Genomic DNA, 15,301 nt, shown 5'->3' on the forward strand with positions numbered 1-15,301 from the left:
ATTCCGAGGACTCTTGTAACGATGACACCTGTCCGGTCAGAACTCGACGACCACGAGCTCGCCGTTCATCTCGCGGAAGGTGCAGGAGCCGTCCTGCTCGCCCTGCGCGCCGAGGTCGACGCCTCCGGAGGGGTCTTCGACCCTCGAGAGCTCAAGGACGAGGGCGACCGCCGCGCACAGGCGTGGTTGGCGGCGGAGCTCGCTGCCACGGCCGGCGACGACGCGGTGCTCTCCGAGGAGGCTGTCGACGGGGCCGCGCGCCTCGACGCCGACCGCGTCTGGATCATCGACCCGCTCGACGGGACGCGCGAGTTCGCCGAGCGCGCGGAGTCGGGCGAGTGGCGGGACGACTTCGCGGTCCACGTGGCGCTGTGGTGTCGTGGTTCCGGGCTGTGTGCCGGTGCGGTGGCCCTGCCGGCGCGCCGTCTCGTGCGGTCCACGAAGGACGCGGAGGCGGTCGATGCCGAGCGCCTGGCCGACGTCGCCGCCGGTCGACGGCCGCTCCGGATCGCCGCGAGCCGGTCCCGGCCGCCCGAGTTCGTGACCGACCTCGCCGCACGGGGCGACGTCGAGCTGGTCCCGATGGGATCGGCCGGCGTCAAGGTGATGGCCGTCGTCGACGGTACCGTCGACGCCTACGTCCACGGGGGTGGGCAGTACGAGTGGGACTCCGCCGCGCCCGTGGCCGTCGCACGGGCCGCGGGGCTCGAGTGCACCCGGCTCGACGGCACTCCGCTCGAGTACAACCGCGAGAACCCGTGGCTGCCAGACTTGTTCGTGACCCACCCGGTGCTTGCACCGCAACTGCGGGCGGCGTTGACTGCCGTCGGCGTTGACCAGAAAGGTTCTGTCTAGTGAACAACCGCGTGTTGAGCCAGCTGCGCTCTCTCGAGGCGGAGAGCATCCACATCTTCCGCGAGGTCGTCGCCGAGATGGAGAGCCCGTGTCTGCTCTTCTCGGGCGGCAAGGACTCGATCGTCATGCTGCACCTGGCGGCCAAGGCGTTCGCCCCGGCGCGGATCCCGTTCCCGATCATGCACGTCGACACAGGGCTGAACTTCCCGGAGGTCCTCGCGTGTCGCGACCGCTGGGTGGAACGCCTCGGGATCCAGATGGTCGTCGCCTCCGTACCCGACGCGATCGAGCGCGGGTTCGTCCAGCAGGAGCCGAACGGCTCGCGCAACCGGATCCAGACACCGGTGCTGCTCGACGCCGTCGAGAAGAACGGGTTCACCGCGCTCTTCGGCGGCGGTCGACGCGACGAGGAGAAGGCCCGCGCGAAGGAGCGGGTGTTCTCGTTCCGTGACGACTTCGGCCAGTGGGACCCCAAGAACCAGCGCCCGGAGATCTGGAACCTGTACAACGGCCGGGTTCACCAGGGCGAGTCGATCCGCGTGTTCCCGCTCTCCAACTGGACCGAGCTCGACATCTGGTCCTACATCGCGGCCGAGAACATCGAGCTCCCCGAGCTCTACCTGGCGGCCGAGCGCGAGGTCGTCGAGCGCGGCGGCATGCTGTTCGCCGTCAACGAGTTCACCCCCGTCGGTGAGGGCGAGACGTCCGAGATCCGCTCCGTGCGGTACCGCACGATCGGTGACGCCAACCTGACGGCCGCGGTGCCGTCGACGGCGTCGACGCTTCAGGCCATCGTCGAGGAGACCGCCGCCGTGCGGATGACCGAGCGTGGCGCGACCCGCGGTGACGACAAGGTCAGCGAGGCGGCAATGGAAGATCGCAAGCGAGAGGGCTACTTCTAAATCATGGCTACTGATCTGCTTCGTTTCGCGACAGCGGGTTCCGTCGACGACGGGAAGTCCACGCTGATCGGGCGACTGCTCTTCGACTCCAAGACGATCTTCGAGGACCAGCTCGAGTCCGTCGAGAAGGTCTCGAAGGCTCGCGGCTCGGACTACACCGACCTGGCGCTGCTGACCGACGGGCTGCGGTCCGAGCGGGAGCAGGGCATCACCATCGACGTCGCCTACCGCTACTTCGCGACGCCGAAGCGCAAGTTCATCATCGCGGACACCCCGGGGCACACCCAGTACACCCGCAACATGGTCACGGGGGCCTCGACGGCCGACGTCGCGCTGATCCTCATCGACGCGCGCAAGGGCGTGCTCGAGCAGTCCCGTCGGCACGCGTTCCTCGCGAGCCTGCTCGGTGTCCCGCACATCGTCGTGTGCGTGAACAAGATGGACCTGGTCGACTACTCGGAGCAGGTCTTCGAGGACATCCGGGCCGAGTTCACCGAGTTCGCCGCACGCCTGCGCGTCAACGACCTGTCGTTCGTCCCGATCTCGGCCCTGGCCGGGGACAACGTGGTGAACCGCTCCGAGAACATGGACTGGTTCGACGGTGCCCCGCTGCTCAGCAAGCTCGAGCGCATCCACGTCGCGAGCGACCGCAACCTCGTGGACGTCCGCTTCCCCGTGCAGTACGTGGTGCGCCCGCACCAGCACGAGCACCGGGACTACCGCGGGTACGCCGGGACCATCGCCTCGGGCGTCATGAAGCCGGGCGACCCCGTCGTCGCGCTGCCGTCAGGCCTGGAGACGACGATCGCGTCGATCGACACCGCCGACGGTCCGGTCGACGAGGCGTTCCCCCCGATGGCGGTCACGATCCGGCTGGCCGACGAGATCGACATCTCCCGCGGCGACATGCTGGCGCGTCCCAACAACACGCCGGCAGCCGTGCAGGACGTCGACGCGATGATCTGCTGGATGGACGAGAGCGCGGCCTTCGTGCCGGGCAAGAAGTACGCCATCAAGCACACCACCAACTGGGCGCGGGCCGTGGTCAAGGGCATCAACTACCGCGTGGACGTCAACACGTTGCACCGGGACGAGGAGGCCACTCAGATCGGGCTCAACGAGATCGGCCGCGTACAGCTGCGCGTCACCAAGCCTCTCTTCGTCGACTCGTACCAGCAGAACCCGCAGACGGGGTCGTTCATCCTCGTCGACGAGAGCACCAACAAGACGGTCGCCGCCGGCATGATCGGCACGCTGCCGCACTCCGCATGACCCGAGCGGGGTGACGCCGTCCGCGCGTCACCCCGCTCGGCCTCGGTGCAGGTCGTAGGCTTCCCGGACCTGACCACCGTCCCGGGAGGCCCGCATGCCCACGACCGTCACCGTTCTGCGCAACGCCCGGATCCCGGGCCGTGACGGCCTGGTCGACGTCGTCCTCGACGAGAGCTCCGTCGTCGCGCTCGTCCCGACGACGACGTCGGTGGTCACCGGCCCCGCGCCGATCGTCGTGGACGTCGAGGGTCGGTGGGTGATCCCCGGCCTCTGGGACGAGCACACGCACATGCTGCAGTGGTCCCTCGCGCAGGCACGCGTCGACGTCTCGGCCGCGCAGAGCGCCGCCGAGGTGGCGCAGGCGATCGGGTGGCACCTGGGAGTCCTCCCCGAGTCCGACGACGGCGCCGAGCACGTGCGCGACGTCGTCGTGGGCTTCGGATTCCGTGACGCGATGTGGCCGGACCGGCCGACACGCGCGCTGCTCGACGAGGTGGCGGGGCCCACACCCGTCGTGATCGCGTCCGGGGACGGGCACTGCGGGTGGGTCTCGACCGCCGCCGCGGAGCTGCTCGGTGCGGACGTCGACGCGTCCGGGATCCTGCGCGAGGACGACTGGTTCGACGTCTCGCGCCGGCTCGACCGGCAGGGCGAGAGCGACCTCGACGGACTCGTCGTCGTGGCCGGAACCTACGCGGCCGCGCGGGGGATCGTCGGGGTCGTCGACCTCGAGATGGCCGACAACACCCGCGCCTGGCAGCGGCGCGTCGCCGCCGGCGCCACCTCCCTGCGGGTCGAGGCCGGGTTCTACGCCGACCGCCTCGACGAGGTGATCGCGGCGGGCTATCGCGCGGGCGACGTCGTGCCGGACACCGGAGACCTGGTGCGGATCGGGCCGCTAAAGATCATGTCCGACGGGTCCCTGAACACGCGCACCGCGTTCTGCCGTACCCCGTACGTCGTCGCGCCGGTTGCGCCAGTCGCTACGGAGGTTGAGCCTGTCGATTCGGGGGTTGAGCTTGTCGAAACCGGCGACACGGAGGTTGAGCCTGTCGAAACCGTGGTCTCGACGGGCTCGACCGGCGTGTCCTCGACAGGCTCGACCGGCGTGGTCTCGACGGGCTCGACCGGCGGGGGCACGACCGCCGACCCCCACCACGGCGCCCTCGACGTCGACCCGGACGAGATGAAGCAGCAGATCGTCCGCGCGTTTGACGCCGGCCTCGACGTCACGGTGCACGCGATCGGCGACGCGGCGGTGCACCTCGTCCTCGACACGTTCGAGGAGATCGGGCGCGGCGGCCGGATGGAGCACGCCCAGCTCGTCGACCCCGCCGACCTCCCGCGCTTTGCGGCCCTCGGGGTGACTGCCAGCATCCAGCCGGAACACGCGATGGACGACCGCGACGTCGTCGACGCCTACTGGGAGGGAACGAGCGGCATCCCGTTCCCGGTCCGCTCGCTGGTCGACGCGGGGGCGACCGTGCGGTTCGGCTCCGACGCCCCGGTCGCGGCGCTCGACCCGTGGGCGACGATGGCCGCGGCCGTCCACCGCAGCCGCGACGACCGCGACCCGTGGCACCCCGAGGAGACCGTCGACGCTCGAACTGCCCTCGCCGCGCACGCCCGCGGCCGGGACGAGGTGCGTGCCGGGGACGTCGCCGACCTCGTGGTCGTCGACCGCGACCCGTTCGCTCCCGGGGAGCCGCTCCGTGACATGCCGGTCTGGGCGACGATGGTCGGCGGCCGCTGGACCTACCGGGCCTGAACGGACGCCTGAACGAGCGCCCGGACCTCGGCGGGGACGTCACCGTGCGCGTCGCTGTCCGGCACCGGATCGCCGAGGACTCGTCGCACGGGGACGTGTCCGCCCCAGATCCCGGCTGCGACGTCCTCCGGCTCGTCGTTCGGACCCCCGGACCGGACCTTGACCGACGCCTCGCGCAGCGGGACCGCGAGGACGGCGGTCGCCGCGAGCTCCTTGCGGGTGGACGGCCGCAGAGTCGCGGACCGGCCGGGGATCATCTGGTCGACGATCGCGTCGAGCGCGCGGTCCCGTTCTCCGACGTCGGTGACGTCGCGGGCGGTGCCGAGCACGACGGCGGAGCGGTAGTTCATCGAGTGGTGGAAGCCCGAGCGCCCGGCGACGAGCCCGTCGAGCTCGGTGACGGTGACGCAGACCGGCTGACCCGCCGCGCGGAGCCAGGGGGAGGCGACGGAGCCGTGCAGGTAGAGCGAGCCGCCGTCGTCGGGCCCGTCGAGGTCCACGCCGAACGCGGAGGGCAGCACCAGTGGGCCGTGCGGCGACGCGACGCCGACGTGCACGAGCAGCGCGTCGGCCAGCAGGGCGTGCAGTACCGCGCGGTCGGTGACGGCGCGCTTGCGGTTGCGGCGGACGGTCGAGCGATCGGTGGGTTCGAGAGTGTCCATAGCGGTAGCCTGGACGCCGAGTGGCCCGGTGTCATGGGCCAATCCTCGTCACTTTGTCCAGGCCACCGGAGGATCCGTGCACCCGACCCTGCCGATCGTCCTCCGGCGCGACGACGCCACCTCGCTCGGCACGCAGCTCGCCGGCCAGGTGCGAGCGCTCGTCACGGACGGCACCCTCGCGCGCGGTCACCGCATGCCGAGCAGCCGGGCGCTCGCGGCCGAGCTCGGGGTGGCGCGGTCCGTCGTCGAGCAGGCCTACGCCCAGCTGGTCGCCGAGGGGTGGCTCGCCGGACGGCACGGGGCAGGGACGTTCGTGGCCGCCGACGCCGCACCGGTGCCCCGGACCCGGACCTCACCACCAGAGGACGAGGCGCCGACGGTGCAACGACTCGGCGTCGGCGACGTCTGGTTCGACGCCGGGGCCCGCGCCGGGTGGCGGCGCGCCTGGCGCGAGGTGTCCGCAGCGCGCCCGCCCCGGGGGTACGACCACCCGCAGGGGCTCCCCGCGCTCCGGGCGGCGGTGGCCGAGCGCCTCGCCCGGACCCGCGGTCTCGCCGTCGACGCGTCCGAGGTGATCGTCACGGCCGGGACCACGGGGGCGCTGCGGCTCCTGCTCGCCGCGCTGCCCGCCGGTCCGGTGGGCGTCGAGGACCCCGGGTACCGGGCCGCGGTGGCGACGGTCCGGGCGGGCGGGCGCGACGTCGTCGACCTGCCAGCACTCGACCCGGCACGCGGCCTGCGGCCCGGCCTCGCCGCGTGCTACGTCACCCCCGCGCACCAGCACCCCCTCGGGCACGTGATGTCCGCCGCGCACCGGCTCCGGCTCCTCGACGCCGCACGCGTGCACGGGACGCTCGTCGTGGAGGACGACTACGACTCCGAGCTGCGGTACGACGTCGCGCCCGTCCCCGCGCTCGCCACGCTCGACCGGGACCAGGTCGCCTACCTCGGGACGGCGTCGAAGTCGGTGGTCCCCGGCCTGCGCCTCGGGTGGATGGTGGTCCCGCCGGACCTGCACGACGACGTCGTGGGCCTTCAGCACGTGCTGCACGACGTCGGTGCGTGGCCGGCCCAGCAGGCGATGCTCGCGCTCCTGCGCGACGGGTGGCTCGACACCACCGTCCGTGCGGCGCGGCGCGTGTACGGCGAGCGGGCGCTGCGGGTGGAGGCTGCGCTGGCCCCGTACGGGGTGCCCGCCGCGACGACGGCGGGCATGTACTCCACGTGGCTGATGCCCGCCGAGCGGGCCCGGGCGGCGCGCGACGGCGCGGCCGCGGCGGGGTTCGACCTTCCGCTCCTCGCGGACTACTGCCGCAGCGCCGAGATGACCGGCGTGGTGCTCGGGTTCGGCGGCGTGGACGACGAAGCCCTCGACCGGGCGCTGGAGGCGATCGGTCGAGGGCTCGCTGGTTGAGCTGGACCGCCGCTGGTTGAGCTCGTCGAAACCGGGGTCTCGACAGGCTCGACCCCCGCTGGTTGAGCTCGTCGAAACCGGGGTCTCGACAGGCTCGACCCCCGCTGGTTGAGCTCGTCGAAACCGGGGTCTCGACAGGCTCGACCCCCGCTGGTTGAGCTCGTCGAAACCAGGTCTCGACAGGCTCGACCGACGCTGGTCTCGACGGGCTCGAACGACGGTGGGCTCGCCGGGCTCGACCGGCGGTGGCTGATCTCGACCTACGCGAGCGCGGCCTCCGCGGCGGCGAGCAGCACGCACGTCGCCACGCCGTCCATCGCGACCTTGACGTCCTCGAGCGGCGGCATCGTGGGCGCGAGGCGGATGTTCCCGTCGAGCGGGTCCTTGCCGTAGGGGTAGGTGGACCCGGCCGGGGTCAGGGCGATGCCTGCCTCCTTGGCCAGCGCGATGACGCGCGCGGCGGTGCCGGGCACGACGTCGAGGCTGACGAAGTATCCGCCGGTCGGTGTGGTCCACTCGGCCACGCCGGTGCCGCCGAGGCGCTCGGTGAGGATCTGCTCCACGGCCTCGAACTTCGGCGCGATGATCTCGGCGTGCTGGCGCATGTGGGCGCGGACGCCGTCGGCGTCGCCGAAGAAGAGGGCGTGCCGCAGGTGGTTGACCTTGTCCGGCCCGATCGACTGGACGCCTAGGTGCTTCGTGAACCAGTCGAGGTTCGCGGGGGAGGCGCCGAGGAACGAGACGCCGGCGCCGGCGAAGGTGATCTTGGAGGTCGAGGCGAACAGCAGCACGCGGTCCGGGTTGCCGGCCTCGGCGGCGAGGCCCAGTGCGTCGGCGCTCGGTGTCTCGACGTCCGTGAGGTGGTGCACGGCGTAGGCGTTGTCCCACATGATCCGAAAGTCCGGGGCCGCGGTGGGCATGGAGACGAGGCGGCGCGCGACGTCGTCGCTCACGGTGGCACCGTCCGGGTTCGAGTGGGTGGGGACCACCCACATGCCCTTGATCGTGGGGTCGGACGCCACGAGCTCGGCGACGGCCTCCGCGTCCGGGCCCTCCGGCGTCATCGGGACGGTGATCATCTCGATCCCGAGCTCCTCGCAGAGCACGAAGTGGCGGTCGTAGCCGGGGACGGGGCAGACGAACCTGACCGTCTCCTCCTTGGCCCACGGCCGCTCGCCACCGGGGACGCCGAAGAGGGTCGCGAACGTCAGGGCGTTGTGCATCAGGGTCAGGGACCCGTTGCCACCGGCGAGCAGCTGCCCGACGGGGACGTTCAGCAGCTCGGCGAAGATCTCGCGCAGCGCCGCCGACCCCATCAGGCCGCCGTAGTTGCGCGTGTCGGTACCGCCGTCGCGGACGTTCCCCTCGCCCGGGAGGGCAAGCAGCGCGTTCGAGAGGTCGAGCTGCTCGGGCGACGGCTTGCCGCGCGTCACGTCGAGCGAGAGGTCGCGGGCCTGCAGGGCGGCGTACGCCTCCTGCTGCTCGGCGAGGACGGATGCGGCGACGTCGGGGGAGAGCGCGAGTGAGGTCACACCCCGGAGTCTATCGATCTCCGTCGTCAGAGCCAGACCTGGAGCGAGCCCGGGTCAGAGCGTCCAGCCGTGCGAGCGACACCCGCATGAAGACCTCGAGGAAGAGCCCGACGGCGGGGCGGGTCACCCGGGCAGGCAACGGCCCGGCCAGATAGACCGACTCCCACCACAGCACCCGGGAGCCGCCGTCGCGCAGGGCCCGGACCTCGAAGCCCGCGTCCCCGAGCAGGCCGGGACCGAGCTTGCGCACCTCGACGAGGCCCGCGCCGTCGGGCCCGGTGCCGTCGCCCGATGGCGGTCGTGTGTGGGTGGTGACCATCCGGTCCGGGAATCCCGGCACACCGCGGTGGACGAACGGCCCGGAGACCATCGTGAACGACTCGCCGCCGTTCGACTCCGCGCGCGTCATCGGGATCCAGTCGGGGTGACTGCGCCAGTCGAGGACGCGGGAGTAGGCCTCCTCGACCGGGATCGCGAGGTCCCGGGTGACCTGGACGCGCCGGGTCACGGCTTGCGTCCGAGCAGTCGGCGACGCGGCTTCTTGGTGTCCTCCGGCTCGACGACGAGCGCCTCGAGCGTGGGCACGTCGTCGGCGCCACCGCCCTCGACCACCTCGAGGATCCGGGGGAACCGCTCCGGCGGAGCGCCGAACGCCGTCCGGCTCTGCGCGATCACGCCGTGCCCCAGCGCTCGTCCGCCCGCCACACCGACCACGGCGCCGACGCCGAACGGGACGATCCGGCCCATCGCGAGCCCGCCCTGCTTGACCAGCTGCGTGCGCAGGAACCGGCTCGAGAGCGCCCGGTTGACCTGCTTGAGCGTGCCCTGCGGCATCTTGGTCACCAGTAGCTTGCCCCACGCGATCGTGGAACCGCCCGCCGCCTTCTCGACGTCGCGCGCCGCCTTCTCGCCGAGGACCGAGGCGAGCAGCAGCGCCCGGCGCCGCTCGACGTCGTCCACCGCGATCCCGTGCACGTCCGCCACCGCGAGCGAGAACGCCGCCGACGCACCGAAGAACGTGGCGACGTCGCTGCCGGTCAGCAGCAGCGCCGCCCCCGTGCCGACCGCCGGGATCGCCGCCGCCGCGCCCACGGCACCACCGGTCGTCGACACCACCGCGAGATACTCCCGCTCCAGCAGGTCCAGGATCTGCGCGGGCGAGGCACCCGGGTTGCGGCGGCGCACCGAGTCGACGTGCGCTCGGACCGCCGTCGACGGGATCGTCACCGCGCGGCCGAGCACGGCGTCCAGCACCGGCGTCGGACGGAACTTGGTGGGGGAGGCCTCGCGCTCGATCTCGCGGTCTGGCATGGGCGGTCCTTCCTGCAGGGCGGAGGCGGCGCCGCGGCGGTCAGCCGTGGACGCTACTGCTGGGTGTCGGTCGGGACGGACTCGAAGGTCAGGTCGACCGTCGCGCCCGCCTTGAGCGTGTTACCTACCGTGCACGTCTTGTCGATCGCTCGCTCGGCGACGGTCAGCAGGCGCTCGCGGGCGGCGTCGTCCAGGCCCGACAGGTCGAGCTCGAAGCGCTCCGAGAGCACCGGGTACCGGTCGTCGTTGAGATCCTTGATCCCGTCGAGGTGGACGGTGACGGCGTAGTCGTCGCCGAGGCGGCGGGCGAAGGAGACGTCCGAGGACATCGCGGCGCACGCGCCGAGCGCCAGCTTCATCAGCTCGCCCGGGGTGAAGACCGCGCCCTCGGAGGCGGGGCCGATCTCGATGCTGCCGCCACGCTCGGAGCGGCCGCAGTAGGTGCGCGACCCGGTGCGCTCGACCCACAGGGCGTCGGTCGGGGCCTGGGAGGACGGGGTGATCTCGTCGTCGATGCTCATGAGGGCAATCATCCCACTGCCGCGCCACGTCAGGTCGGTCCGGCAGCGGGCTGGCAGACTGTGCCCCGTGACCATTCCGACGCCCTACGAAGACCTGCTGCGCGACGTCATGACGACCGGCACCCCCAAGGGCGATCGCACCGGGACGGGGACCCGCAGCGTCTTCGGCCGCCAGATCCGGTACGACCTGTCCGCGGGCTTTCCGCTGATCACCACCAAGCGCGTGCACGTGCGGTCCGTCGTCGCCGAGCTCCTGTGGTTCCTGCGCGGCGACTCGAACACGGCCTGGCTCCGCGAGCAGGGTGTGACGATCTGGGACGAGTGGGCGTCCGACGACGGAGAGCTCGGTCCGGTCTACGGCGTCCAGTGGCGCTCGTGGCCCACGCCCGACGGCCGGCACGTCGACCAGATCAGCCAGGTGATCGAGCAGATCCGCAGCAACCCCGACTCGCGGCGGCACGTCGTCTCCGCGTGGAACGTCGCCGAGATCGAGAACATGGCACTGCCGCCGTGCCACGCGTTCTTCCAGTTCTACGTCGCGGACGGTCGCCTGAGCTGCCAGCTGTACCAGCGCAGCGCCGACATGTTCCTCGGGGTGCCGTTCAACATCGCGAGCTACGCGTTGCTGACGCACATGGTGGCCGCGCAGACCGGGCTCGAGGTCGGCGACTTCGTCTGGACCGGCGGGGACGTGCACGTCTACGACAACCACGTCGACCAGGTCGAGCGGCAGCTCGCCCGCGAGCCCTTCGAGTACCCGACGCTCCGCCTCGCGCACCGGGACTCGATCTTCGACTACACCGTCGACGACGTCGAGATCGTCGGGTACGAGCACCACCCCGGCATCAAGGCGCCGATCGCCGTATGAGCGGCGAGGTCGTCCTCGTCTGGGCCCAGGCGCACGACGCCGCGGGCCGCCCGGTCATCGGCGTCGCCAACACGATCCCCTGGGACGTGCCCGAGGACCGCCGGCACTTCCGGGAGGTCACGCTCGGGCTGCCCGTCGTCATGGGACGGCTGACCTGGGACTCCTTGCCGCCCCGGTTCCGGCCCCTGCCCGGCCGGCGCAACGTCGTCGTGACCCGGCAGCCCGACTGGGTGCCGGACGAGGGGGCGGACGCGGCCGACGTCGCGCACGACGTCGCGCAGGCACTCGCCCTCGCGCGCGCCTCCGCCGGTGGGGGCGGGGACGTCGCGGTGATCGGCGGCGAGCAGATCTACCGGGCGGTGCTCCCGTCCGCCACGCGGTGCGAGATCACCGAGATCGACGTCGAGGTCGAGGGGGACGCGTACGCGCCGGACCTGGGTCTCGACGGGGATGGTCGTTCGTCGAGCCTGTCGAGACGTGATGGTCGGTCGTCGAGCCTGTCGAGACGTGATGGTCTCGACAAGCTCGACCAGCGTCTCGACGGGGATGGTCGTTCGTCGAGCCTGTCGAGACGTGATGGTCTCGACAAGTTCGACCAGCGTCTCGACGGGGATGGTCGTTCGTCGAGCCTGTCGAGACGTGATGGTCTCGACAAGCTCGACCAGCTTCTCGACCAGCGGGAGTGGGAGCTCGACGGGCCGGGGGAGTGGGCCACGTCGTCGACGGGCGTGCGCTACCGCTTCCGCACGGCGACGCGCCGCTCCTGATCCACCGCTCCTGACCCCGGTCGGCGGACGCGGCCGCCCCGACCGGCGCTCAGAGCCCGAGCGGGTCGAGCCTCGTGACGACGGGGCCGGTGTGCTCGAGGGTCTCGACGGACTCGGCGGGTTCGAGCAGGCGCGCGACGGCGGCGTCCAGGTTCTCGACGATCGCGGCGACCAGCCCGTCGGCGTCCCGGGCCTCGAGCCGCTCGATCAGCGGGGCGTGCGAGGCGGGGGAGTCGCGGCGCACGGCGTAGTCGCTCGGCACCGAGTAGCTGCCGATCCGCACCTCGACGATCAGCGTCGACATGTACCGGCGCAGGTGCGCGTTGCCCGACGCCGAGACGAGCTCCCAGTGGAACGAGAGGTCGGCGTCGCCGATGGCGCGCGGGTCCTCGCTCTCGCCGGCGCGCACGAGCGTGTCGTACGCCGCACGCACGGTGGCGATCTCGGCGTCGCCCGCCTTCTCGACGGCGATGCGGGCCGCCGTCGTCTCCACGCCCTTGCGCGCGTCGTAGAGGTCGACGAGGTCGTCGGGCCCGATGCGCACGACGCTGAGCCCGCGCCCGGGCGTGGCGACGAGCAGCCCCTCCTGCACCAGTCGCTGGGCGGCCTCGCGGAGGGGACCGCGGCTGACGCCGAGCTGCCCGGCGACCTCGATCTCGCGCAGCGGTGAGCCGACGCGCAGGACGCCGGAGTAGATGGCGTCGCGGAGCTCGCGGGTGATCAGGTCGACCGTGGAGGGTCGCGTGACCGGGGCCATGACGGGGGTCGGGCCCAACGGGGCGCGGGAGGACGGAGCCATCGGTTTTCCTCTCGATACGGTCACGATCTCGCGCTCATCATCCCCTGGTCGACGCCCAATCCGTGCACTGAACTCCGCGGAACCACGCGGTTCGTGCACCACTGTAGACAATCCTACGGTCTGATTGCCATATTGTCGGTACGTCAGACATTCGCTAGCGTGACCGCGTCCAACCACCCCGCCGGGGCTGGAACCGGTGCATCAGCGCGCCGGAACCACCAGACCCGGACGTCCGGAAGGAACCCATGACTCTCTCCAAGACCTCCCGCGCAGTGTTCGCCACCGGTGCCGTGCTCGCGCTCGGCGCCGTCGCCGGCTGCTCCTCGACCGACACCGGGTCGGACTCCGACTCGGGCGACGGCAGCACGCTCTCCGCCATCCAGGAGGCCGGCTCCATCACGGTCGGCTTCGCGGGCGAGGCGCCGTACAGCTACCAGGACGACGCAGGCGAGCTCACCGGGGCGACCGTGGCGCTCGACAAGGAGATCTACTCCGAGCTCGGCGTCGACACGGTGGAGGGCACGCTCACCGAGTGGGGCTCGCTCATCCCGAACCTGACCGCCGACCGCGTCGACTCGATCAGCGCGGGCATGTCGATCCTGCCCGAGCGCTGCGAGAGCGCCGCCTTCGCCGAGCCGACGATCATGTACACGACGGCGTTCCTGGTGCCCGAGGGCAACCCGGACGGACTCAGCGACTGGCAGTCCGCCGTCGACGCCGACATCACGCTCGCCACCATGTCCGGGGCGATCGAGGCAGGCTACGCCGCGGACACCGGCATCGAGGCCACCGAGGTCGGCAGCCCGCAGGACGGCCTCGACGCCGTCACCACCGGCCGTGCCGACGCGTTCGCCCTGACCGGGATCTCGCTGCGCTCGCTCGCCGAGAGCACCGACGCCGCTGTCGAGGCGACCGACGCGTTCGTCGCCGAGATCGACGGCGTCCCGCAGATCGGCGCCGGCTCGACCGTCTTCCGCCAGGAGGACACCGAGCTCCTCGAGGCCTACAACGAGCAGCTCGCGCCCATCGTGGCTGACAAGGACAAGTACGAGGAGATCCTCGGCGAGTTCGGGTTCACCGACGCCGAGCGTCCCCCGGAGGGCCTGACGGCCGAGATGCTCTGCGAGGGTGACCTCGAGGCCATCGCCGACGAGCTGGGGCTGGGCGCCTGACCTCATGTCAGACGACCTCTCGACAGTCTTCGACAGGCTTCCGCGCCTCGGTGAGAGTGTCCTCGTCACGCTGGAGCTGACGATCGGTGGCGCGATCCTCGCCATGGTCGTCGCCCTGGTGCTCGGATTCGGCTCGCGCACCCGCACGCTGTGGGTGCGCGGGCCGTCCCGGGTGATCGTCGAGTTCTTCCGCGGCACGTCGCTGGTGGTCCAGCTCTTCTGGATCTTCTACGTGCTGCCGGAGTTCGGCTTCAAGATGGAGGCGCTCGCCGTCGGCATCGTCGCGCTCGGCCTCAACTACGGCGCGTACGCCGCCGAGGTGGTGCGTGGCTCCATCGAGTCCGTCCCCGCGGGCCAGTGGGAGGCGGCCACCGCGCTGAACCTCGGCTGGTTCCACCGCGTGCGCCGCGTGATCTTCCCGCAGGCGTGGGCGCTGATGATCCCCATGCTGACGAACCTCCTGATCCAGCTGATCAAGGGGTCGGCGCTCGCGTACTACATCACGCTGCACGATCTGAACTACTGGACGACGGAGCTGCGCCGCGCCACCAACGAGACGATCTTCGCGTACACGGTCGGCCTGCTCGTCTACTTCGCCATCTCGTACGTGCTGACGATGCTGATGAACTGGCTCGAGCGTCGTGCCAAGCGCCGGCTGGGTCAGCTGCCCCCGCGCGGCGGCTCGATGCCGACCGTCTCGGAGGCGCTGCGCCTCAAGCCCAAGGACCAGACGGAGCAGCTCGCCGGTGCCGTGGCCCCGGGCGGGCCCTCACGGAGCAAGGAGGTCTCGGCATGAGTGACATCTGGGACTGGGACCGCGCCTGGGAGGTGCTGCCGGACCTGCTCGAGGGGCTCAAGATCACGGTCTTCGCCACCGTCGTCGGCATGGTGATCGCCTCGATCCTCGGGTTGGTCTTCGCGCTCGTCCTGCGCAAGCACGTGCCCGTGCTCACGAAGCTCCTGAAGTTCGTCGTGGACTTCGTGCGGATGACGCCGCTGCTCGTCCAGCTCGTGTTCGTCTACCTGCTCTCGCCGCCGGAGATCCCCGCACTGGCGATCGGCTGCGTCGTGCTCGGGATCCACTACGCCACCTACATGTCCGAGGTCTACCGGGCAGGCATCGACGCGGTGCCGCCGGGCCAGTGGGAGGCGGCGACCGCGCTGAACCTCCCGAAGTCACGGACCTGGCGTGCCGTGATCCTGCCGCAGGCGATCCGCAACACGCTGCCCGGCCTCGGCAACTACGCGATCTCGATGTTCAAGGAGACGCCGTTCCTGTTCGCCATCTCCGTGGTGGAGATGTTCTCCGCCGCGCAGCGGTTCGGCGCCAACACCTTCTCCTACATCGAGCCGATCACGATGGTGGGTGTGCTCTTCCTCCTGGTGAGCTACCCGACGTCGCTGCTCGTCCGACGGATGGAGATCCGCCTTGCCTGACACCAACACCTCTGCAGGGAG

16 protein-coding genes are annotated in these 15,301 nt (G+C 71.3%); 10 read left to right on the forward strand and 6 right to left on the reverse strand.

Annotation, left to right across the window (positions count from 1 at the left end):
• Positions 1-21: 21 nt before the first annotated feature.
• The 4 genes from BLU20_RS05040 to BLU20_RS05055 all read left to right on the forward strand — a co-directional run bounded on the left by BLU20_RS05040 (position 22) and on the right by BLU20_RS05055 (position 4,797).
• Positions 22-855, forward strand: coding sequence for a 3'(2'),5'-bisphosphate nucleotidase CysQ (locus BLU20_RS05040; RefSeq protein WP_083371819.1), 834 nt, complete (start codon positions 22-24; stop codon positions 853-855).
• Complete coding sequence (gene cysD / locus BLU20_RS05045) at positions 855-1,757, forward strand: sulfate adenylyltransferase subunit CysD (RefSeq protein ID WP_083371820.1); 903 nt, start codon at positions 855-857, stop codon at positions 1,755-1,757. Before BLU20_RS05040 ends, cysD begins: the two co-directional genes overlap by 1 nt.
• 3 nt (positions 1,758-1,760) lie before the next feature.
• Positions 1,761-3,029 (forward strand): sulfate adenylyltransferase subunit CysN, encoded by a 1,269-nt coding sequence (gene cysN / locus BLU20_RS05050; protein ID WP_083371821.1) that lies wholly within the window; start codon positions 1,761-1,763, stop codon positions 3,027-3,029.
• 94 nt (positions 3,030-3,123) lie between these two features.
• Positions 3,124-4,797 carry an amidohydrolase gene (locus tag BLU20_RS05055; RefSeq protein WP_083371822.1) on the forward strand — a complete coding sequence of 558 codons (1,674 nt, stop codon included), beginning with the start codon at positions 3,124-3,126 and terminating at the stop codon, positions 4,795-4,797.
• Here BLU20_RS05055 and BLU20_RS05060 read toward each other — a convergent pair.
• A complete protein-coding gene (locus BLU20_RS05060; RefSeq protein ID WP_083371823.1) occupies positions 4,785-5,459 on the reverse strand; it encodes a pyridoxamine 5'-phosphate oxidase family protein in 675 nt (224 codons plus the stop codon). The two genes, BLU20_RS05055 and BLU20_RS05060, sit on opposite strands and share 13 nt — an antisense overlap.
• A 76-nt stretch (positions 5,460-5,535) precedes the next feature.
• Here BLU20_RS05060 and BLU20_RS05065 point away from each other — a divergent pair, with 76 nt between their 5' ends.
• The gene (locus tag BLU20_RS05065; protein WP_083371824.1) at positions 5,536-6,873 is read left to right on the forward strand and encodes an aminotransferase-like domain-containing protein; all 1,338 of its coding nucleotides are present in this window, start codon (positions 5,536-5,538) and stop codon (positions 6,871-6,873) included.
• Between the two features lie 260 nt (positions 6,874-7,133).
• Here BLU20_RS05065 and BLU20_RS05070 read toward each other — a convergent pair whose 3' ends face one another.
• From BLU20_RS05070 to BLU20_RS05085, 4 genes are read right to left on the reverse strand one after another with little or no spacing between them, the layout of a single operon-like run.
• Positions 7,134-8,405, reverse strand: a complete 1,272-nt coding sequence (locus tag BLU20_RS05070) for an aminotransferase class I/II-fold pyridoxal phosphate-dependent enzyme (RefSeq protein ID WP_083371825.1) — start codon at positions 8,403-8,405, stop codon at positions 7,134-7,136.
• A gap of 10 nt (positions 8,406-8,415) precedes the next feature.
• A complete protein-coding gene (locus tag BLU20_RS05075) occupies positions 8,416-8,913 on the reverse strand; it encodes an SRPBCC family protein (RefSeq protein ID WP_083371826.1) in 498 nt (165 codons plus the stop codon).
• On the reverse strand, positions 8,910-9,716 hold the full coding sequence (locus tag BLU20_RS05080) for a hypothetical protein (protein WP_083371827.1): 807 nt from the start codon (positions 9,714-9,716) through the stop codon (positions 8,910-8,912). Before BLU20_RS05080 ends, BLU20_RS05075 begins: the two co-directional genes overlap by 4 nt.
• Before the next feature lie 53 nt (positions 9,717-9,769).
• Positions 9,770-10,237 (reverse strand): OsmC family protein, encoded by a 468-nt coding sequence (locus BLU20_RS05085; protein WP_231959305.1) that lies wholly within the window; start codon positions 10,235-10,237, stop codon positions 9,770-9,772.
• Positions 10,238-10,304: 67 nt separating this feature from the next.
• Here BLU20_RS05085 and BLU20_RS05090 point away from each other — a divergent pair, with 67 nt between their 5' ends.
• Positions 10,305-11,105: a thymidylate synthase gene (locus BLU20_RS05090; RefSeq protein ID WP_269457226.1), complete on the forward strand. Its 801-nt coding sequence runs from the start codon at positions 10,305-10,307 to the stop codon at positions 11,103-11,105.
• Positions 11,102-11,872, forward strand: a complete 771-nt coding sequence (locus BLU20_RS05095; protein WP_083371829.1) for a dihydrofolate reductase — start codon at positions 11,102-11,104, stop codon at positions 11,870-11,872. The genes BLU20_RS05090 and BLU20_RS05095 overlap by 4 nt, the downstream gene beginning before the upstream one ends.
• Before the next feature lie 49 nt (positions 11,873-11,921).
• Here the strand turns inward: BLU20_RS05095 and BLU20_RS05100 are convergent, their stop codons facing one another.
• Entirely contained in the window at positions 11,922-12,671 is a 750-nt protein-coding gene (locus tag BLU20_RS05100; protein WP_083371830.1) for a GntR family transcriptional regulator, read from the reverse strand.
• A 245-nt stretch (positions 12,672-12,916) separates the two neighbouring features.
• On the opposite strand from BLU20_RS05100, the gene BLU20_RS05105 reads away from it, so the two are divergent.
• Genes BLU20_RS05105 through ehuD form a run of 3 tightly spaced genes read left to right on the forward strand, consistent with a single transcriptional unit; the run spans position 12,917 to position 15,280 of the window.
• On the forward strand, positions 12,917-13,843 hold the full coding sequence (locus BLU20_RS05105) for a transporter substrate-binding domain-containing protein (RefSeq protein WP_083371831.1): 927 nt from the start codon (positions 12,917-12,919) through the stop codon (positions 13,841-13,843).
• Positions 13,844-13,847: 4 nt separating this feature from the next.
• The gene (gene ehuC, locus BLU20_RS05110; protein WP_083371832.1) at positions 13,848-14,639 is read left to right on the forward strand and encodes an ectoine/hydroxyectoine ABC transporter permease subunit EhuC; all 792 of its coding nucleotides are present in this window, start codon (positions 13,848-13,850) and stop codon (positions 14,637-14,639) included.
• Positions 14,636-15,280, forward strand: a complete 645-nt coding sequence (gene ehuD, locus BLU20_RS05115; RefSeq protein WP_029252989.1) for an ectoine/hydroxyectoine ABC transporter permease subunit EhuD — start codon at positions 14,636-14,638, stop codon at positions 15,278-15,280. The genes ehuC and ehuD overlap by 4 nt, the downstream gene beginning before the upstream one ends.
• Positions 15,281-15,301 lie beyond the last annotated feature (21 nt).

The organism is Paraoerskovia marina (assembly GCF_900105445.1).
Taxonomy (GTDB): Bacteria; Actinomycetota; Actinomycetes; order Actinomycetales; family Cellulomonadaceae; genus Paraoerskovia; species Paraoerskovia marina.